The organism is Mesorhizobium temperatum, from assembly GCF_002284575.1.
Lineage (GTDB): Bacteria > Pseudomonadota > Alphaproteobacteria > Rhizobiales > Rhizobiaceae > Mesorhizobium > Mesorhizobium temperatum.
In genome coordinates this window covers 199,771-213,958 of sequence record NZ_NPKJ01000075.1, presented here as the reverse complement: position 1 = coordinate 213,958, position 14,188 = coordinate 199,771, and the positions used below count along the sequence as shown (strand labels likewise).

13 protein-coding genes are annotated in these 14,188 nt (G+C 62.1%); 6 read left to right on the top strand and 7 right to left on the bottom strand.

Going from position 1 to position 14,188, the window contains the following annotated elements; genetic code table 11:
• Positions 1-37 precede the first annotated feature (37 nt).
• The 5 genes from CIT26_RS32820 to CIT26_RS32800 are packed head-to-tail and all read left to right on the top strand — an operon-like array spanning position 38 to position 5,423.
• Positions 38-979, top strand: coding sequence for a carbohydrate ABC transporter permease (locus CIT26_RS32820; RefSeq protein WP_095496423.1), 942 nt, complete (start codon positions 38-40; stop codon positions 977-979).
• Positions 976-1,812 (top strand): carbohydrate ABC transporter permease, encoded by an 837-nt coding sequence (locus CIT26_RS32815; RefSeq protein WP_095496422.1) that lies wholly within the window; start codon positions 976-978, stop codon positions 1,810-1,812. The genes CIT26_RS32820 and CIT26_RS32815 overlap by 4 nt, the downstream gene beginning before the upstream one ends.
• A gap of 54 nt (positions 1,813-1,866) precedes the next feature.
• Entirely contained in the window at positions 1,867-3,408 is a 1,542-nt protein-coding gene (locus tag CIT26_RS32810; protein ID WP_095496421.1) for a sulfatase, read from the top strand.
• A complete protein-coding gene (locus tag CIT26_RS32805; protein WP_095496420.1) occupies positions 3,405-4,397 on the top strand; it encodes a DUF4432 family protein in 993 nt (330 codons plus the stop codon). Before CIT26_RS32810 ends, CIT26_RS32805 begins: the two co-directional genes overlap by 4 nt.
• A 3-nt stretch (positions 4,398-4,400) precedes the next feature.
• Complete coding sequence (locus CIT26_RS32800; RefSeq protein WP_095496419.1) at positions 4,401-5,423, top strand: Gfo/Idh/MocA family protein; 1,023 nt, start codon at positions 4,401-4,403, stop codon at positions 5,421-5,423.
• A 43-nt stretch (positions 5,424-5,466) separates the two neighbouring features.
• Here the strand turns inward: CIT26_RS32800 and CIT26_RS32795 are convergent, their stop codons facing one another.
• From CIT26_RS32795 to CIT26_RS32780, 4 genes are all read right to left on the bottom strand, one after another.
• Entirely contained in the window at positions 5,467-6,108 is a 642-nt protein-coding gene (locus CIT26_RS32795; protein ID WP_095496550.1) for a ThuA domain-containing protein, read from the bottom strand.
• 68 nt (positions 6,109-6,176) lie between these two features.
• Complete coding sequence (locus tag CIT26_RS32790; RefSeq protein ID WP_095496418.1) at positions 6,177-6,818, bottom strand: LysE family translocator; 642 nt, start codon at positions 6,816-6,818, stop codon at positions 6,177-6,179.
• Between the two features lie 24 nt (positions 6,819-6,842).
• A complete protein-coding gene (locus CIT26_RS32785) occupies positions 6,843-7,772 on the bottom strand; it encodes a dihydrodipicolinate synthase family protein (RefSeq protein WP_095496417.1) in 930 nt (309 codons plus the stop codon).
• Positions 7,773-7,783: 11 nt separating this feature from the next.
• Positions 7,784-8,416 (bottom strand): LysE family translocator, encoded by a 633-nt coding sequence (locus CIT26_RS32780; protein WP_095496416.1) that lies wholly within the window; start codon positions 8,414-8,416, stop codon positions 7,784-7,786.
• A 171-nt stretch (positions 8,417-8,587) separates the two neighbouring features.
• Here CIT26_RS32780 and pdxR point away from each other — a divergent pair, with 171 nt between their 5' ends.
• A complete protein-coding gene (gene pdxR / locus CIT26_RS32775; RefSeq protein ID WP_095496415.1) occupies positions 8,588-10,132 on the top strand; it encodes a MocR-like pyridoxine biosynthesis transcription factor PdxR in 1,545 nt (514 codons plus the stop codon).
• On the opposite strand, the gene CIT26_RS32770 is transcribed toward pdxR, so the two are convergent.
• The 3 genes from CIT26_RS32770 to CIT26_RS32760 all read right to left on the bottom strand — a co-directional run bounded on the left by CIT26_RS32770 (position 10,129) and on the right by CIT26_RS32760 (position 14,135).
• The gene (locus CIT26_RS32770; RefSeq protein WP_095496414.1) at positions 10,129-10,464 is read right to left on the bottom strand and encodes a hypothetical protein; all 336 of its coding nucleotides are present in this window, start codon (positions 10,462-10,464) and stop codon (positions 10,129-10,131) included. The genes pdxR and CIT26_RS32770 overlap by 4 nt on opposite strands.
• 87 nt (positions 10,465-10,551) lie before the next feature.
• Positions 10,552-11,724, bottom strand: coding sequence for an acetate/propionate family kinase (locus CIT26_RS32765; RefSeq protein WP_167391617.1), 1,173 nt, complete (start codon positions 11,722-11,724; stop codon positions 10,552-10,554).
• Complete coding sequence (locus tag CIT26_RS32760) at positions 11,724-14,135, bottom strand: phosphoketolase family protein (protein WP_095496413.1); 2,412 nt, start codon at positions 14,133-14,135, stop codon at positions 11,724-11,726. The genes CIT26_RS32765 and CIT26_RS32760 overlap by 1 nt, the downstream gene beginning before the upstream one ends.
• Between the last annotated feature and the right edge of the window lie 53 nt (positions 14,136-14,188).

The following is a 14,188-nucleotide window of genomic DNA, read 5'->3' as shown; positions in this document are numbered from 1 at the left end:
AAGTCCACCGCTCTCTAGGTTTCGCAGGGCCTTTGTCATGAGCACAACGTCGCTTCCCTCCCAAGCAGCCTTCGAGCCAGCATCGCGTGCCAGCGGCGCGGCGCTTGGAGATGACCGGCTCTGGCGATGGCTGACCTTCTCGCCCGCGCTGGGTCTCATGGTGCTCCTGACCGCGCTGCCGCTGGCCAATCTGTTTGTGAGCAGCTTTCAGGACATCCTGTGGTCGGGTGGACAAGCGGTCCGAAGCAATGCGGGCCTCGCGCACTATGCGGCGCTTCCCTCCGACGCCTTGTTCCGCGCCGGCCTGTCCAACACCTTCGTCTTCGCGCTCTCGGCCGTCTCCGGCCAGATGGTGCTCGGCCTGCTGCTGGCGCTCCTGTGCAGCAAGGTCACGCGTGGACGCGTGCTCTATCGCGCGATCTTCATCCTGCCCATCCTGATTCCCGGTATCGTCATCGGTGCCATCTGGAAGCTCATGCTCAACTTCGACTTCGGCCTGGTCAACCAGACGCTGGGGTTGATCGGCATAGCTCCGCACGATTGGCTGGGAGCCAGCGAGACGGCGCTGCTGTCGGTGGTGCTGGTCGACATCTGGCACTGGACGCCGTTCTGCTTCCTGTTGTTTCTGGCGGGCATCGAATCGCTTCCGCAAGACGTGTTCGAGGCGGCACGCATAGACGGAGCGACTGCCTGGCAGGAGTTCCGGTTCGTCACGCTGCCGCTGCTAGTCCCAACGCTCATCGTGACCTTCGCCTTTCGGCTGGTGCTCGCGTTCAAGGTGTTCGACGAAGTCTACCTACTGACCAGCGGTGGCCCGGGCACGTCGACCGAGGTGGTCAGCTTCACGCTCTACCAGCGCTTCTTCACGGAAGACCGCATCGGTTACGGCTCCGCCATGTCGGTCGCGGTGATCTTCATCGTTTCCCTTCTGCTGGTCGTGGCGCTCTCGGCCCGCAAGCGCTCGGATGCCGTCGCATGAGTTCCGTTGCCGTCCAGAGACTGCGTTCCGCCCTGGTGCACGCCGTGCTGATCGGCTTTGCGCTGCTCATCGCGGTTCCCGTGATCTGGACGGTCGCGGCCGGGTTCCGGACGCAGATCTCGCTGCTGATGGGAGACCTGTTCTTCACGCCCGTGTTCTTCAATTTCGGAGAAGTCCTGTTTTCGAAGACCTCGGACTTCCTGGTAAACTATCGCAACTCGCTGATCGTCGGCATCACCAGTACGGTCCTGTGCCTGGTTGTCGCGACACTTGCCGCCTGGTCGCTCCATCGGATGCGCTGGCCGCGCTGGATACCAAACATCTTCCTGGCATGGACGCTGATCTTCCACATGATCCCGCCGGTCGCTCTCGCCAGCGCCTGGTACACGATGGCGCGCACGGTCGGCCTCGATAACACCTTCACCGGGCTGATCCTGGCGCACACGACCCTCAATCTGCCGATGGCGATCTGGCTGATGAGCGTTTTTGTGAGGGACGTTCCCAAAGAGCTGGAAGAGGCGGCATTGCTCGACGGCGCATCGACGCCGGTCCTGTTGCGCCACGTCGTGCTGCCGATCATCGCACCGGGCCTCGCCGCGACGGCGATCCTGACATTCGTCTTTTCCTGGAACGAGTTCGCCGTCGCGTTGACGCTCACCATGAAACAGACGGCAACCGTACCGGTCGCCATCGCCAAGTTCGCGCAGGATTTCGAGATCCTCTACACCCAGATGGCCGCGAGTGCCGCGCTGTCGATCCTGCCTGCCCTCCTCCTTCTGCTCATCGCCCAGCGCTACATCGTGAAAGGGCTGACACAGGGCGCGGTCAAGTGAGCACCAGACAGTCCAGCCTGCATTCCCGGAGTCTACCATGAAAGCCAGTTTGCCATGAAAGCCGTGTTCGTCCTGTTCGACTCGCTCAATCGCCATGTCCTGGCGCCCTACCAGGGAACGCGGGTCCCGACTCCGAACTTCGACCGGCTGGCCGCGCGGACGGTAACCTACGACAATCACTATGTCGGCAGCCTTCCATGCATGCCGGCGCGACGCGACATGCTGACCGGGCGGCTCACCTTCCTGCATCGCAGCTGGGGACCGCTGGAGCCCTTCGACAACGCGTTTCCCGAGCTCCTGCACCGGAAGGGCATCTACAGCCATCTGATCACCGACCACTTCCACTACTGGGAAGATGGCGGCGCGACCTACCACAACCGCTATGATTCCTACGAGTTCGTCCGCGGACAGGAGGGCGATCCGTGGAAGGCGATGGTACAGCCTCATTGGGAACGTCTGCGCGAGATGTATCACGCCAGGCAGTTCACCACCGAACGCCGCAAATACTTCTCGCAGAACATCGTCAACCGCGAGTTCATCCGGGAGGAGAAGGATTTCCCCTCCGCCCAGTGCTTCGCGCATGGTTTCGATTTCCTCGACCGCAACCGCGACGCCGATAACTGGCTGCTGCAGATCGAGACCTTCGATCCGCACGAGCCGTTCCATGCGCCATCCCGTTTCAAGGAGCCCTTCGACACGGGATGGAAAGGGCCGATTCGCGACTGGCCCCGCTATGGGCGCGTCGACGAATTGCCGGATGAGTGCGAGGAATTGCGCGCCAACTACTACGCGGTCGTGGCGATGTGCGACCACCTGCTTGGGCAATTGTTGGACTACTTCGATAAGCACGACCTGTGGAAGGACACGGCGCTCGTCGTGACAACCGATCATGGGTTCCTGCTTGGCGAGCACGATTTCTGGGCGAAGAACCGCATGAACCTCTACGAAGAGGTCGCGCACATCCCGCTCTTCATCCACGATCCGCGAAACGCGTCGAGAGCCGGGCTGCGGACAGCCTCGCTGACGCAATCGATCGACCTTGCGCCGACCTTCCTCGACCTGTTCGGTGCCGAAGCGCCGCCGGAGAGCGAGGGCTATTCGCTGCTGTCAATGAAGAACAACGAACGCCGCCGGGACGGCGCCCTGTTCGGCTATTTCGGCGGCGCGGTGAACATCGCCGACGGACGCTACACGTACCATCGCTTCCCGGCCGATTTGGCCCGTCAGGAGATCTACCAATACACGCTGATGCCGACGCACATCTTCGCGCCGTTCTCGCCGGAGGAACTGTCGGATGCGCGGCTTGCGGAACCATTTCCGTTCACAAAGGGCGCCAAGCTGCTCAAGGTGCCGGTGCTCGAGCGGTCGCCGATGTATCTGAACTACGGACCGGGTGCCTTGCTGGAATCCGACACGCGGCTCTACGATCTCGCGACCGATCCCGGCCAGACCAAGCCGATAACGGACGCGCCACAGGAGGCGCGGCTGATCAACATGATGATCGATCTCATGAAAGCCAATGACGCGCCGCCGGAGGCCTTCGCGCGACTCGACTTGTCGTCAGCGGACGAGCGGGCTGCGGAACCGGTCCGATGAGCGAGTGGAGCGCCGCGACTTTGCGGCCGCTGGTCGGCGACTTGCGGCAGGTGGCCAGCGTCCGGCGCGTCGTCTTCGATGACGGCGCCGAGCGCGGCGTGCGGGCGCTCGCGTTCTCCACCGGTGGCGGCCTCGATTTTTCGGTGCTGGCCGATCGCTCAATGGATATCGGTCTTTTGTCCTGGCAAGGCATTCCGTTGAGCTGGCAAAGCCCGGCCGGCTTCGTGGCTCCCACATTGCTCGATGTCGACAGTGAAGACGGCCGGGGCTTCAACCGCGGTTTCAGCGGATTTCTCGTCACCTGTGGGCTCAGCCACATTCGCCTTCCCCGCAATGGCGAGCCGCAGCACGGACGGCTGCCTTTCTCGCCAGCCGCCATCAAGGCCTATGGCGAGTCATGGCAGGCGGCTACGCCGTTTCTCCATTGCGAAGGCGAGATCACACAGGCGCGCTATGGCGGCGAGGCGTTGCGGCTGCACCGGCGGATCGAAGCGCCGATCGGCGGCGCGGCCATCCTCATTCGCGATACCGTCGAGAATGTCGGCACAACCGACACGAAGCAGCCAATGCTCTACCACTTCAATCTCGGCTACCCCGCGATCATGACGGGAAGCACGGTCGAGTTGGACGGGCGGCGGCTCATCGGTCCGATCGAGCTTCCCGATGCGGAGAACGGCCTGGTCACTGCGCGGACCTGGCCGGCCTCCGGCCCCACGGCCATGTGCGTCCTTCGCTCGCCTGGCGGGCTTGCGGTGCGGTTTGAGTTCGACACCGACGCGCTGGGTCATCTCCAGCTCTGGCATGATCTCAGGCCGGGCGTCGGCGTCCTATCGATCGAACCCTGCACGAGCGGGCGCCCTACCGATGGCTCGTCGCCCGCGGAAGCGGTTCTCAGGCCGGGCGAGCGACGGTCCTACCGCGTCCTTGTTTCCATTGAAGGGAATGCGGCGGCGACGCTGCCGCGCCCGTCCCAAGCGGATACCGATTGAGCAATGTCGCTGCGCATCGGCATACTGAGCTTCGCGCACTATCACGCCAACTTCTGGTCCGAAGCCTTTGCGGCAGACCCGCGCGTTTTGCTGGTCGGCGTCTGGGACGACGACGCGTCGCGCCGACAGACCGCTGCGACCTGCTTTGCGATGCAGCAGTTCGACGATATCGACAGGCTTCTGGCGTCGGTCGATGCCGTCGCCATATGCTCCGAGACGGCCCGGCACCGGCCCCTCATTGAGGCAGCGGCGCGGCGCGGGCACGCGGTTCTATGCGAGAAGCCCCTGGCCGCAAGCATGGACGACGCGGCTGCAATCGAGATTGCCGTTCGCGATCGCGGCATCAAGTTCATGCAAAGCTTCCCAAAACGCCTCGACCCGGCAAGCATCAGGGTCCGAGACCTCATCCAATCGGGCGAGCTCGGCGAAATCCGGCTCGTGCGCGTGAGGCACGGCCACAACCACGGGCGAGACGCTGTTTTCACGAATGGCTGGTGGACCAGGCCGGAAGTCAGTGGCGGCGGCACCCTGATCGACGAGGGCGTACACGCGGTCGATTTTCTGCGCTGGCTGTTCGGCAATCCACAAACGGTCCAGGCGAACATCTCTTTTTTTGACGGTCTTGCCGTCGAGGATGCCGCGATTGCCATGCTGCGATGGGAAAATGGGCTGTTGGCCGAAGTGGCAACGAGTTGGTCGTTCGCCGCGGGGCACGACTCGGTGGAAGTCTACGGATCGGAGGCGACCGTCCTCCTCGCCGGAGTCGACCTCGCGTCTCGCAACCTGTGTGGCCCAAGCTACCTCAGGCTTGCGCGAAACGGCGCGGTTGGCTGGGAAACCCTCGACGTCGTCCCGCGGTTCGTCGCCGGAGGTTTCCATCACGCAGTGGCGTCCGCATTCGTGGACTACATGCTGGGCGTAAGCGACGCCCCAAGTTCGGTACTGGATGGGAAAGCCGCGCTCGCCATCGTCGTCGCAGCGTATGAATCCGCACGAAACGGTGCGTCAGTCACCATCCGCTATTGAGATGGTTGCGGAGGACACGCAACATAGCCAATCGTCGGCGCTCTCAACGCGCCGCCCAGACCAGGCCGCGACGAAATATCGTTCGCATCTGCGGCACCGCGAACTCTTTGGCGACATGGCCGAGCGCCGAATAGAACACCCTTCCCTTGCCGTGCCGGCGCTTCCAGACGACCGGCATGACCACGCCTTCTATCCAGGAGGCGTGCTCGCCGGAGAAGGTGGTGGTCGCCAGCACCTCGTTCGATGGGTCCACGTGCATGTAGTACTGCTCGGAGCGGTACGAGAAATCATCGATGCCGTTCATGATCGGATCGTCGCGCCTGGTGATGTCAACCCGGTAGTCGATAATGTTGCCCGGGTGGGCCACCCACTGACCGCCGCACATGAACTGGTATTCCGTGGCCTCACGAAAGGCGTCGCACATGCCACCGTGATAGCCGCCAAGGCCGACACCGCCCTCGACCGCCTTTGTCAGGTTGAGCTCCTCGTTCTTCGCAAGCTTGGCCATCGTGTAGATCGGGACGATCAGGCTCAAATCGGCGATCGCGGGGTCGGCGAATATCTCGGTCGTGGTTTCGACGCGCACGCCAAGCCCTTCTTCTTCGAGCATCGCCTTGACGACGCGCGCACCTTCTTCCGGTTCGTGTCCATCCCAGCCGCCCCATACGATCAACGCTTGCCGCATATTCTTCTCCGTCAGTTGGTTGTATCGCCAAAACGAGCCTTCGGCGGCAGTGCGGCCGGCCGAACCGGTCAAGCAACCGGGCGCTTTGCCAGCAGCAGGCCACATCCAAGCATGATCATAGCGCCGCCCGAGCCTTCACGAAGACAGCGAATGAGATTCGGACGGGACGCCGCGCCATCGCGAAGTCTTCCGGCTGCAAACGCCACGACAATATCGGCAAGCGTGTTAAGAGCAACCGAGATGGCGCCGAGGATCACGAACTGCAGGGCAACGTGATCCGACGATGTATCGACAAACTGGGGAATGAAGGCGAGGAAGAATGCGGCCGTCTTCGGGTTCATCGCTTCCACAAGAACGCCATCCCTGAAGGCCCGCATTGCGCCGACGGGCGGCTCTGAATGACCCAGCGACTTGTAGTCGAGCCTGGCATGGCGAATGGTTCGGTATCCCATCCAGACCAGATAGAGCGCGCCGACCACCTTGAGTGCCGTGAACAATTCGGCGCTTGCCAGCACGATCGCCGAGACGCCAAGGCTGCCGGCTACGACATGAAACAGCCCGCCGAGACCATTCCCAAGGCTCGAAGCGATTCCTTCCGAGCGGCCGCCGGAAAGGGTTCGGGCGGCGACATAGAAAATCCCCGGACCCGGAGTAATCGCCAGAAGGAATGCCGTGAACAGGTAGACGGTGAAGGCGTTGGAATTCAGCATGGAAATGTCCCGGATGAAGACTGTCTATCGAAGTTGCATACAAACTGTGGAACCAGCGGAGAAAACCGCGTCGAGATGGTCGAGAGCGGCGACGACGCGCTGCCGTGCCTGGTCCTTCAGTGGGAGGACGGGGCGTGGCGGATCGACGTCGCAGAGGTTCAGAAGCTTGGCGATGGCATACATCACCCTGAAGCTGCCGAATTCCTTGAACAGCGCCCAAAGCGGTCCGAAGGCGGCGTCAAATCGCTCGACGGTCGCGACGTCCCCGGCTTGCGCCGCTCGCGTCAGGGCCAGAGCCTGTGACGGCAGAAGTCCTGCGATGACGGAATACCAAGTGTCGCTCCCGGCGAGCAGCGCAGGCGCCCCGCCCCAGTCGCCGCTGTAGCCAATCTTGAATGCCGACCCGGTCGCAGACCGGAGGGAGGCGAGTTCGGAAGCGAAGTCACCACCGGACGGCAAAGGCATCTTCACGGCTTCAATGTTCGCCACCTTCGACAAGCGGGAAATGAGGTCCAGGCTGAAAGTGAACTTGGTTGTGCCGGGATTGTTGTAGATGCAAAGCGGGAGCTGCCCCGCGTCGGCGACTGCGGCGAAGTGTTCGAAGACCTCGTCGTCAAAGAGCGGCGTATAGGAAACCGGAGCGAGAAGCAGGCCGTCGGCGCCCGCAGCCTTCGCGTCACGGGCAAGGTCCACCGCATCGCTGGTCCGGATCGCTCCGACGCCGACCATAACCGGGATTTTGCCGCCGACCGTGTCCATTGCCGTTTCGACCGCGCGTCGACGCTCTTCTCGCGTGAGGAAAGCGTAGGCGCCGGTACTGCCGAGCAGTCCGATGGAGTCCGCTCTCGCCTCCTCGATGTGCTTCAGAAGGCGCGCGAGGGCGGCGGTGTCGAGCCTGCCGGAAGCGTCCGCCGGGGTGATCGGGAATGCCGAAAGGCCTTGGAAGATAGACATGGAGGAACCTTTCAAATGCGGATCAGGAGAAGCTTCAGCCCGGCAAATCCGAAGAATACGGCCAGCGTGCCTTCGATCCAGCGCCGCGCCCGCCGATACAGGCGAATCATGGGAGCGGTCGAAAAGACGATCGCGTAGCCGCAGAAGATGGTGACGCTCAGGACCGCGCAGCCTGCGAGGATCACGAGAGCCGTATGCGGCGACGACCCAGAGCCGAGCCCCAGCGTCATCAGTGCGATCCATGCCAGGATCGATTTCGGATTGGTGAGATGCATTAGCAGTCCGCGCTTGTAGAGAGTGGCCGCCGTCGCCTTCCGTTCGCAAGTCGGGCGAAGCTGATCCTGGTCTGAAGAAAGCGCAGCCTTGCCCGCTTTGAAGGCGAGATAGAGAAGATATAGGCCTCCAAGCACCTGCAGGACCACGAGTGCCTGCGCGTATCGACTGAGGATCGCCGAGACACCTGTCGCCGCCATCAGGCCCCAAAAGATCGAGCCGCTGACTACGCCAGACGCGATTGCCAGCGCGGCCCTGCGGCCGTCGTTCATGGCGACGGCCATGATGCGCATATTGCTCGGGCCGGGACTACCGGCAGCGATGACGTAGGCGGTAAAGACGATGATGAATTGGTGGACGTCGGCCAGCATTTTACTTCTTCGGGAGGTGCAAACTGGCATCTTCAATACCCGTCCAACTGGCCCTGACATAGAACCACTTTTAGATAAAAGGTTCTGGTCCAGTTGACCTCAGGCCTTTGCCTGACTGAGTTTTCCCGGTAATGTCTGGATCAACGAAACGTCTTCATTTGGGTAATCACGATGGTCCAGTTGCCACCCCGCAAGCAGAATTCGTCATCGGGACTGGGCGCGCGCGGGATATATGAGGACCTACGGGAACAGATCGTGGCGGAGGTATACGGCCGCGGAGACGTCCTTCCGTCGGCTCGTGCACTGGCGGTCGAGCTTGGCGTCTCACGAACGACTGTGACGTCCGCTTACGAACAGCTCGCCGCCGAGGGGTTCGTGGTCATTCGACATGGCGCTCGGCCACGGGTGGCCATCAAGATCGTGCACAGCGAGCCGGGAGAAGTCCTTCATACAGCCGGTGAGCCACACAGCCTCTCCGCGTTCGGAGAAAGGCTTCGATCCCGAGCCATTCCGATGCGGGCTCAGTCGGAGAAGCTCGTCGCCGACTTCCGCTACGGCGACATGTCGGCCTTTGACTTCCCGACCCTTGCCTGGCGGAAGGCCATGAACGATGCTGCGCTGGGACGGCCGCCCAAGTTATCCTATGGCGACCCCTGTGGCTTGATCCGCCTGCGTACCGCCCTGCAGGGTTATCTATGGCGAGCGCGGAGCATCAGGTGCGAGGTGGGCGAAATCGTCATCGTCAACGGTTCTCAGCAGGGACTGGATCTCTGCGCCCGCCTCCTTCTCGATGAGGGCGACGGGTTCGCCATCGAAGAGCCGTGCTACCCGATGGCACGGAGCGTCTTCGAGATGACAGGAGCCATCGCCGCCCCTGTGGAGGTTGACGCCGAGGGCATCAGAGCGGACTTGTTGGCGGATGTTGGCGCACGGCTGGCTTACGTCACGCCTTCACATCAGTTTCCTTTGGGAAGCGTAATGTCCATGGGTCGACGCCAGCAATTGCTAAGATGGGCGCAAGAGAAGAGGGCCTACATCGTCGAGGACGACTACGACAGCGAATATCGATTCGACATGAACCCGATACCACCGCTTCGCGCGCTCGGAGGCGCGTCGAACGTCATCTATATCGGTACGGTTTCGAAGACACTGTCGCCGTTGCTCCGGATCGGCTACGTCGTCATTCCGCGAGAGTTGCAGGAGGTTTTTGCCCACGCCAAGCGCCTGACGGACAGGCATGCCCCCATCCTCGAACAGGAGGCGCTTGCGACTCTGGTGGAATCCGGCGTCTACGAAAGCCACGTGCGCAAGGCCCGGCGTCAAAATGCCCGCCGACGTGCAGCGCTCCTCGACGCTCTGCACGCTGAATTTGGGGATGTCGTTCGGGTCGAAGGCGCGCAGGCCGGTCTACACGTCGTCGTCTGGTTCGGCGACATGCCGCCCTCTATGGCGACATCGTTCATCGATAAAGCCGCCTCGCTCGGAGTCGGCATCTACCCCATATCACCTCATTATTTCGATCAGACATTGGATCGGAGGTGCCTCGGCCTGGTGATGGGATACGCAAGTCTTACCGAGAGCCAAATCCACAGAGGACTAAAGCTCCTTCGACGCGCTTACGAGGATGCAATAAGCTGCGGCGACGGAAGGCCAGCGCAAAAGCCATGCTTGATTGCCGATAGGCTCGGCACCCCAAAGGTTGTGACCTCCCTCTAGAACCACCGCCGTTCAGGCTCGGAACTCTTTGCAATCACAATTCCCAAGAGAACACCGAGCACGCCGCCAAGCATCATCGCCGAAGAAATTGTGCCTGGGTTCTGCTGGACAGTTTCAGTCACGGTGTGCGCCTGGCTACGCAATTGCCGGGCTGCGCGCGAGGCCCGTTCGGCGGCGCTGTCGTACCAGCCCTGTGTCTCCTCGGCGCGGTCGGAAAGGGTCCGATTTATTTTGGTGATTTCGCGGCGAAGCTCAGCGATCTGCTTCTTCATCGTCTCCTGGGCTTCGTTTGCCCCCTTTGAGGCGCCTGCCATACTGGTGGTTTCGGCCATTGGATTTCTCCCTTTGATATCAGACAGGGAAACGGTCGCGGACGCGCAGGGTTCCTTGCCTTGGAAAACCGCACGATGATTGCGTTATCAAGCATTCCCTTGCACCCGCGTGTGGCGGGCAATGATGCTCTCCTCGTCGGTCGCGACGACGCGTATTTCGACCTTGCTGTCCGGTCGGCTTATGATCTCGGCATGAGAGGCATTGGATGGCTCGTCAATCGCCACGCCAAGCCAATGAAGCCTTTCGCATATTGCCATGCGGACCGGCGCCGAGCGCTCGCCAATGCCGGCGGTGAACACGAGGCATTCGAGGCCGCCCAACGTGTTGGCGAGCGCGGCAGTCTCCCTTGCTGCCCTGAAAGCAAAAAGGTCTACCGCTTCGCGGGCGTGGGGGTCGTCGCTTGCTTCCAGCGTGCGCATGTCGCCCGAGATGCCGGATATTCCGAGCAGCCCGGATTCCTCATAGAGCATGTGCTGCAGAGCTTCCCCCGTGATCCCTCGTTCCAGGACGAAGTACAAAAGCACGCCCGGATCGATGGCACCGCAACGCGTGCCCATGACCAGGCCGTCGAGGGCGGAAAAGCCCATCGTCGTATCGACGCTTCTCCCGTCGCGCATGGCGCACAGGCTCGCTCCATTGCCGAGATGGGCGACGATCGTGCGCTTCGCTGCAAGAGCGGGCGATATCTCCTTGAGCCGCCCGGCGATATATTCGTAGGAAAGACCGTGAAACCCGTAGCGGCGGATCCCTTCCGCATCGTATTTGCGCGGCAGTGCGAAGCGGCTCACGATCAGATCGATCGTCTGATGGAAGGCTGTGTCGAAGCATCCGACCTGCGGCAGATCCGGCCGCAGCGCGGCAAGTGTCCGGATCGGCGCGAGACTGCGAGGCTGGTGCAGCGGAGCAAGCGGCGTCAGCCTGTCCAAGCCCTCGATCACGGCAGGCGTCAGACGGACGGGTTCGACGAACTCGCACCCGCCATGCACGATGCGATGGCCGGCGGCGATTAGTTTCCTGCCGCCAAGTTCGCTCTCGATCCAATCGAGCAACGCGTCGATGCCCGCGTTGCGCGCGTCTCCGGCAAGCGGCCGATCACACTGCACTGTTCCATCGGCCGCCTTCGCGCTGAGCCTCGGCGCATCGCCCAGATCCAGCTTGCCACGCGAGACAAGTTGCAGTTCCGCGGAGGGTTCAAGGTCGTATAGTCCGAACTTGATGCTGGAGGAGCCGGCGTTCAGTGCAAGAATTGCGTGTCGCATCAATCGCCAGCCTTCGTCGCGCTGTTCTCGGGCCAGTTCCACTCCTGAACCTCGGGCATGTCTTCGCCGTACTCGCGGACATAGGCCCTATGTTCCACAAGCTTCGCTTGAAGTTCGGCAGCAAGGCCTTTCGCACGTTCGGCGAGCCCGGGTACGTGTTTGATCGCGGCGAGCGCCAGGTGAAAACGGTCAAGTTCATTGAGTACGACCATGTCGAACGGCGTCGTGGTGGTGCCTTCCTCGCGAAAACCATGCACATGCATGTTGTCATGGTTGGCGCGTCGGTAGGTCAGGCGGTGGATGAGGTAGGGATAGCCGTGATAGGCGAAGATGACTGGCTTGGTTTTCGTGAACAGTGCGTCGAAATCCTCATCGGCGAGACCATGCGGATGCTTTGAATTCGACTGCAGCGTCATCAGGTCGACCACGTTGACGACGCGAACCTTCAGGTCCGGAAGCGCCGAACGCAAAATGTCGGTGGCAGCGAGCGTCTCCAGTGTCGGCACGTCGCCGGCGCAGCCCATGACCACATCCGGATCCTCGCCCTTCGCAACCGTCCCGGCCCATTCCCAGATCCCCGCCCCCGCCCTGCAGTGCGCTTCTGCGTCTTCGACGGACAGCCATTGCGGCGCTGGCTGCTTGCCGGCGGTGATCACGTTGATGCGGTTGTAGGTTTTCAGGCAATGCTCGGTGATCCAGAGCAGCGTGTTGGCATCCGGCGGGAAATAGAGCCTGACCGTATCGGCCTTCTTGTTGGCGACGAAATCGGCAAAGCCCGGATCCTGGTGGCTGAAGCCGTTGTGATCCTGCCGCCAGACATGGGAGGTCAGCAGGTAATTGAGTGAGGCGATCGGCTTGCGCCAGGCAAGCTCGCGGGATGTCTTCAGCCATTTCGCATGCTGGTTGACCATGGAATCGACGATGTGGATGAACGCCTCGTAGCACGAGAGCAGGCCATGGCGGCCGGTCAGCAGGTAGCCCTCCAGCCAACCCTGGCAAAGATGCTCGCTGAGCACTTCCATGACGCGGCCGTCACGGGAGAGGTGGACGTCATAGGGCTCGATCCGCTGCATCCAGACCCGGTTCGTGACCTCGAAGACGTCGTCAAGGCGGTTGGAGGATGTCTCATCCGGCCCCATCAGCCGGAAATTCCTGGCATCCGCATTCAGGCGCATGACGTCGCGGAGATAGCTTCCGAGAATCCGCGTCGCCTCGGCCTTGGCGCCACCCGGACGCGGCACATCGAGCGCCAGGCTTCTCCAATCGGGAAGCACGAGGTCGCGCTTCAGCAATCCGCCATTGGCATAGGGGGTTGAGCCCATGCGCTTGGGCCCGGTTGGCGCAAGCGCCGCCAGCTCTGGAAGCAGACGCCCGCTGTTGTCGAACAGCTTTTCCGGTTCGTAGCTCCGCATCCAGTCTTCGAGGATCTTGCGGTGCGCCTCATTGCCGCGAGCGTTCGACACCGGCACTTGATGCGAACGCCAGAAATCCTCGACCTTCTTGCCATCGACCTCTTTCGGTCCGGTCCACCCCTTCGGGCTGCGCAGCACGATCATCGGCCACAGCGGACGCTCTCCCTGCCAGCCCGAAGCACGGGCTCGCTTCTGGATGGAGCGGATTCTGTCGAGCGCGGTGTCCAGCTTCGTGGTCATCATCCGATGCATGGGAACTGGCTCGTGACCTTCGACGAAAAATGGTTCGTAGCCATAGCCGGCGAACAGGCTTCGCAATTCCACGTCATCCATGCGGGCAAGGATCGTCGGGTTGGCGATCTTGTAGCCGTTGAGATGCAGGATCGGCAGCACGGCGCCGTCGGATGCCGGGTTGAGGAACTTGTTGGAGTGCCATGCCGCCGCGAGCGGACCGGTTTCCGCTTCGCCGTCGCCGACGACGCAGGCGACCACCAGATCGGGATTGTCGAAAACCGCGCCGAAAGCATGGACCAGCGCATATCCCAGTTCTCCGCCTTCATGGATCGAGCCGGGCGTTTCGGGCGCCACATGGCTGGGGACTCCGCCAGGGAAGGAGAATTGCCGGAACAGTTTTCTCAGGCCGTCTTCGCCCCGGCCGATTTCAGGATAGATCTCGCTGTAGGTGCCCTCGAGCCACGTGTTTGCGACCATCGCCGGGCCGCCATGACCTGGGCCGCAGATAAACAGAACGTCGAGACCGCGTTCACGGATCACACGGTTCAGGTGGACGTAGATGAAGTTGAGGCCAGGTGTCGTGCCCCAATGGCCGAGCAGCCGCGGCTTGACGTGTTCGGCTTTCAGGGGCTCGCGCAGCAGCGGATTGTCGAGCAGATAGATCTGGCCAACCGAAATGTAATTCGCGGCGCGCCAATAGCGGTCCATGAGATTGACCTGATCAAGACTTGTTGTCCGCGCAGTGGTCCGAGCCTCGTCGTTCATCGAAACGTCTCCAGAATGCGTTCGCCCCGTCGATATCTGGAGTGGCATCGTCC

Coding starts and splice junctions, on each gene's coding strand:
- CIT26_RS32795 (WP_095496550.1), bottom strand. CDS start 6,108: ATGCGGCAAGCGTTGATCGTATGGGGCGGCTGGGATGGACACGAACCG.
- CIT26_RS32780 (WP_095496416.1), bottom strand. CDS start 8,416: ATGCTGGCCGACGTCCACCAATTCATCATCGTCTTTACCGCCTACGTC.
- CIT26_RS32790 (WP_095496418.1), bottom strand. CDS start 6,818: ATGCTGAATTCCAACGCCTTCACCGTCTACCTGTTCACGGCATTCCTT.
- CIT26_RS32810 (WP_095496421.1), top strand. CDS start 1,867: ATGAAAGCCGTGTTCGTCCTGTTCGACTCGCTCAATCGCCATGTCCTG.
- CIT26_RS32815 (WP_095496422.1), top strand. CDS start 976: ATGAGTTCCGTTGCCGTCCAGAGACTGCGTTCCGCCCTGGTGCACGCC.
- CIT26_RS32820 (WP_095496423.1), top strand. CDS start 38: ATGAGCACAACGTCGCTTCCCTCCCAAGCAGCCTTCGAGCCAGCATCG.
- CIT26_RS32805 (WP_095496420.1), top strand. CDS start 3,405: ATGAGCGAGTGGAGCGCCGCGACTTTGCGGCCGCTGGTCGGCGACTTG.
- CIT26_RS32800 (WP_095496419.1), top strand. CDS start 4,401: ATGTCGCTGCGCATCGGCATACTGAGCTTCGCGCACTATCACGCCAAC.
- CIT26_RS32770 (WP_095496414.1), bottom strand. CDS start 10,464: ATGGCCGAAACCACCAGTATGGCAGGCGCCTCAAAGGGGGCAAACGAA.
- CIT26_RS32760 (WP_095496413.1), bottom strand. CDS start 14,135: ATGAACGACGAGGCTCGGACCACTGCGCGGACAACAAGTCTTGATCAG.
- CIT26_RS32785 (WP_095496417.1), bottom strand. CDS start 7,772: ATGTCTATCTTCCAAGGCCTTTCGGCATTCCCGATCACCCCGGCGGAC.
- pdxR (WP_095496415.1), top strand. CDS start 8,588: ATGGTCCAGTTGCCACCCCGCAAGCAGAATTCGTCATCGGGACTGGGC.
- CIT26_RS32765 (WP_167391617.1), bottom strand. CDS start 11,724: ATGCGACACGCAATTCTTGCACTGAACGCCGGCTCCTCCAGCATCAAG.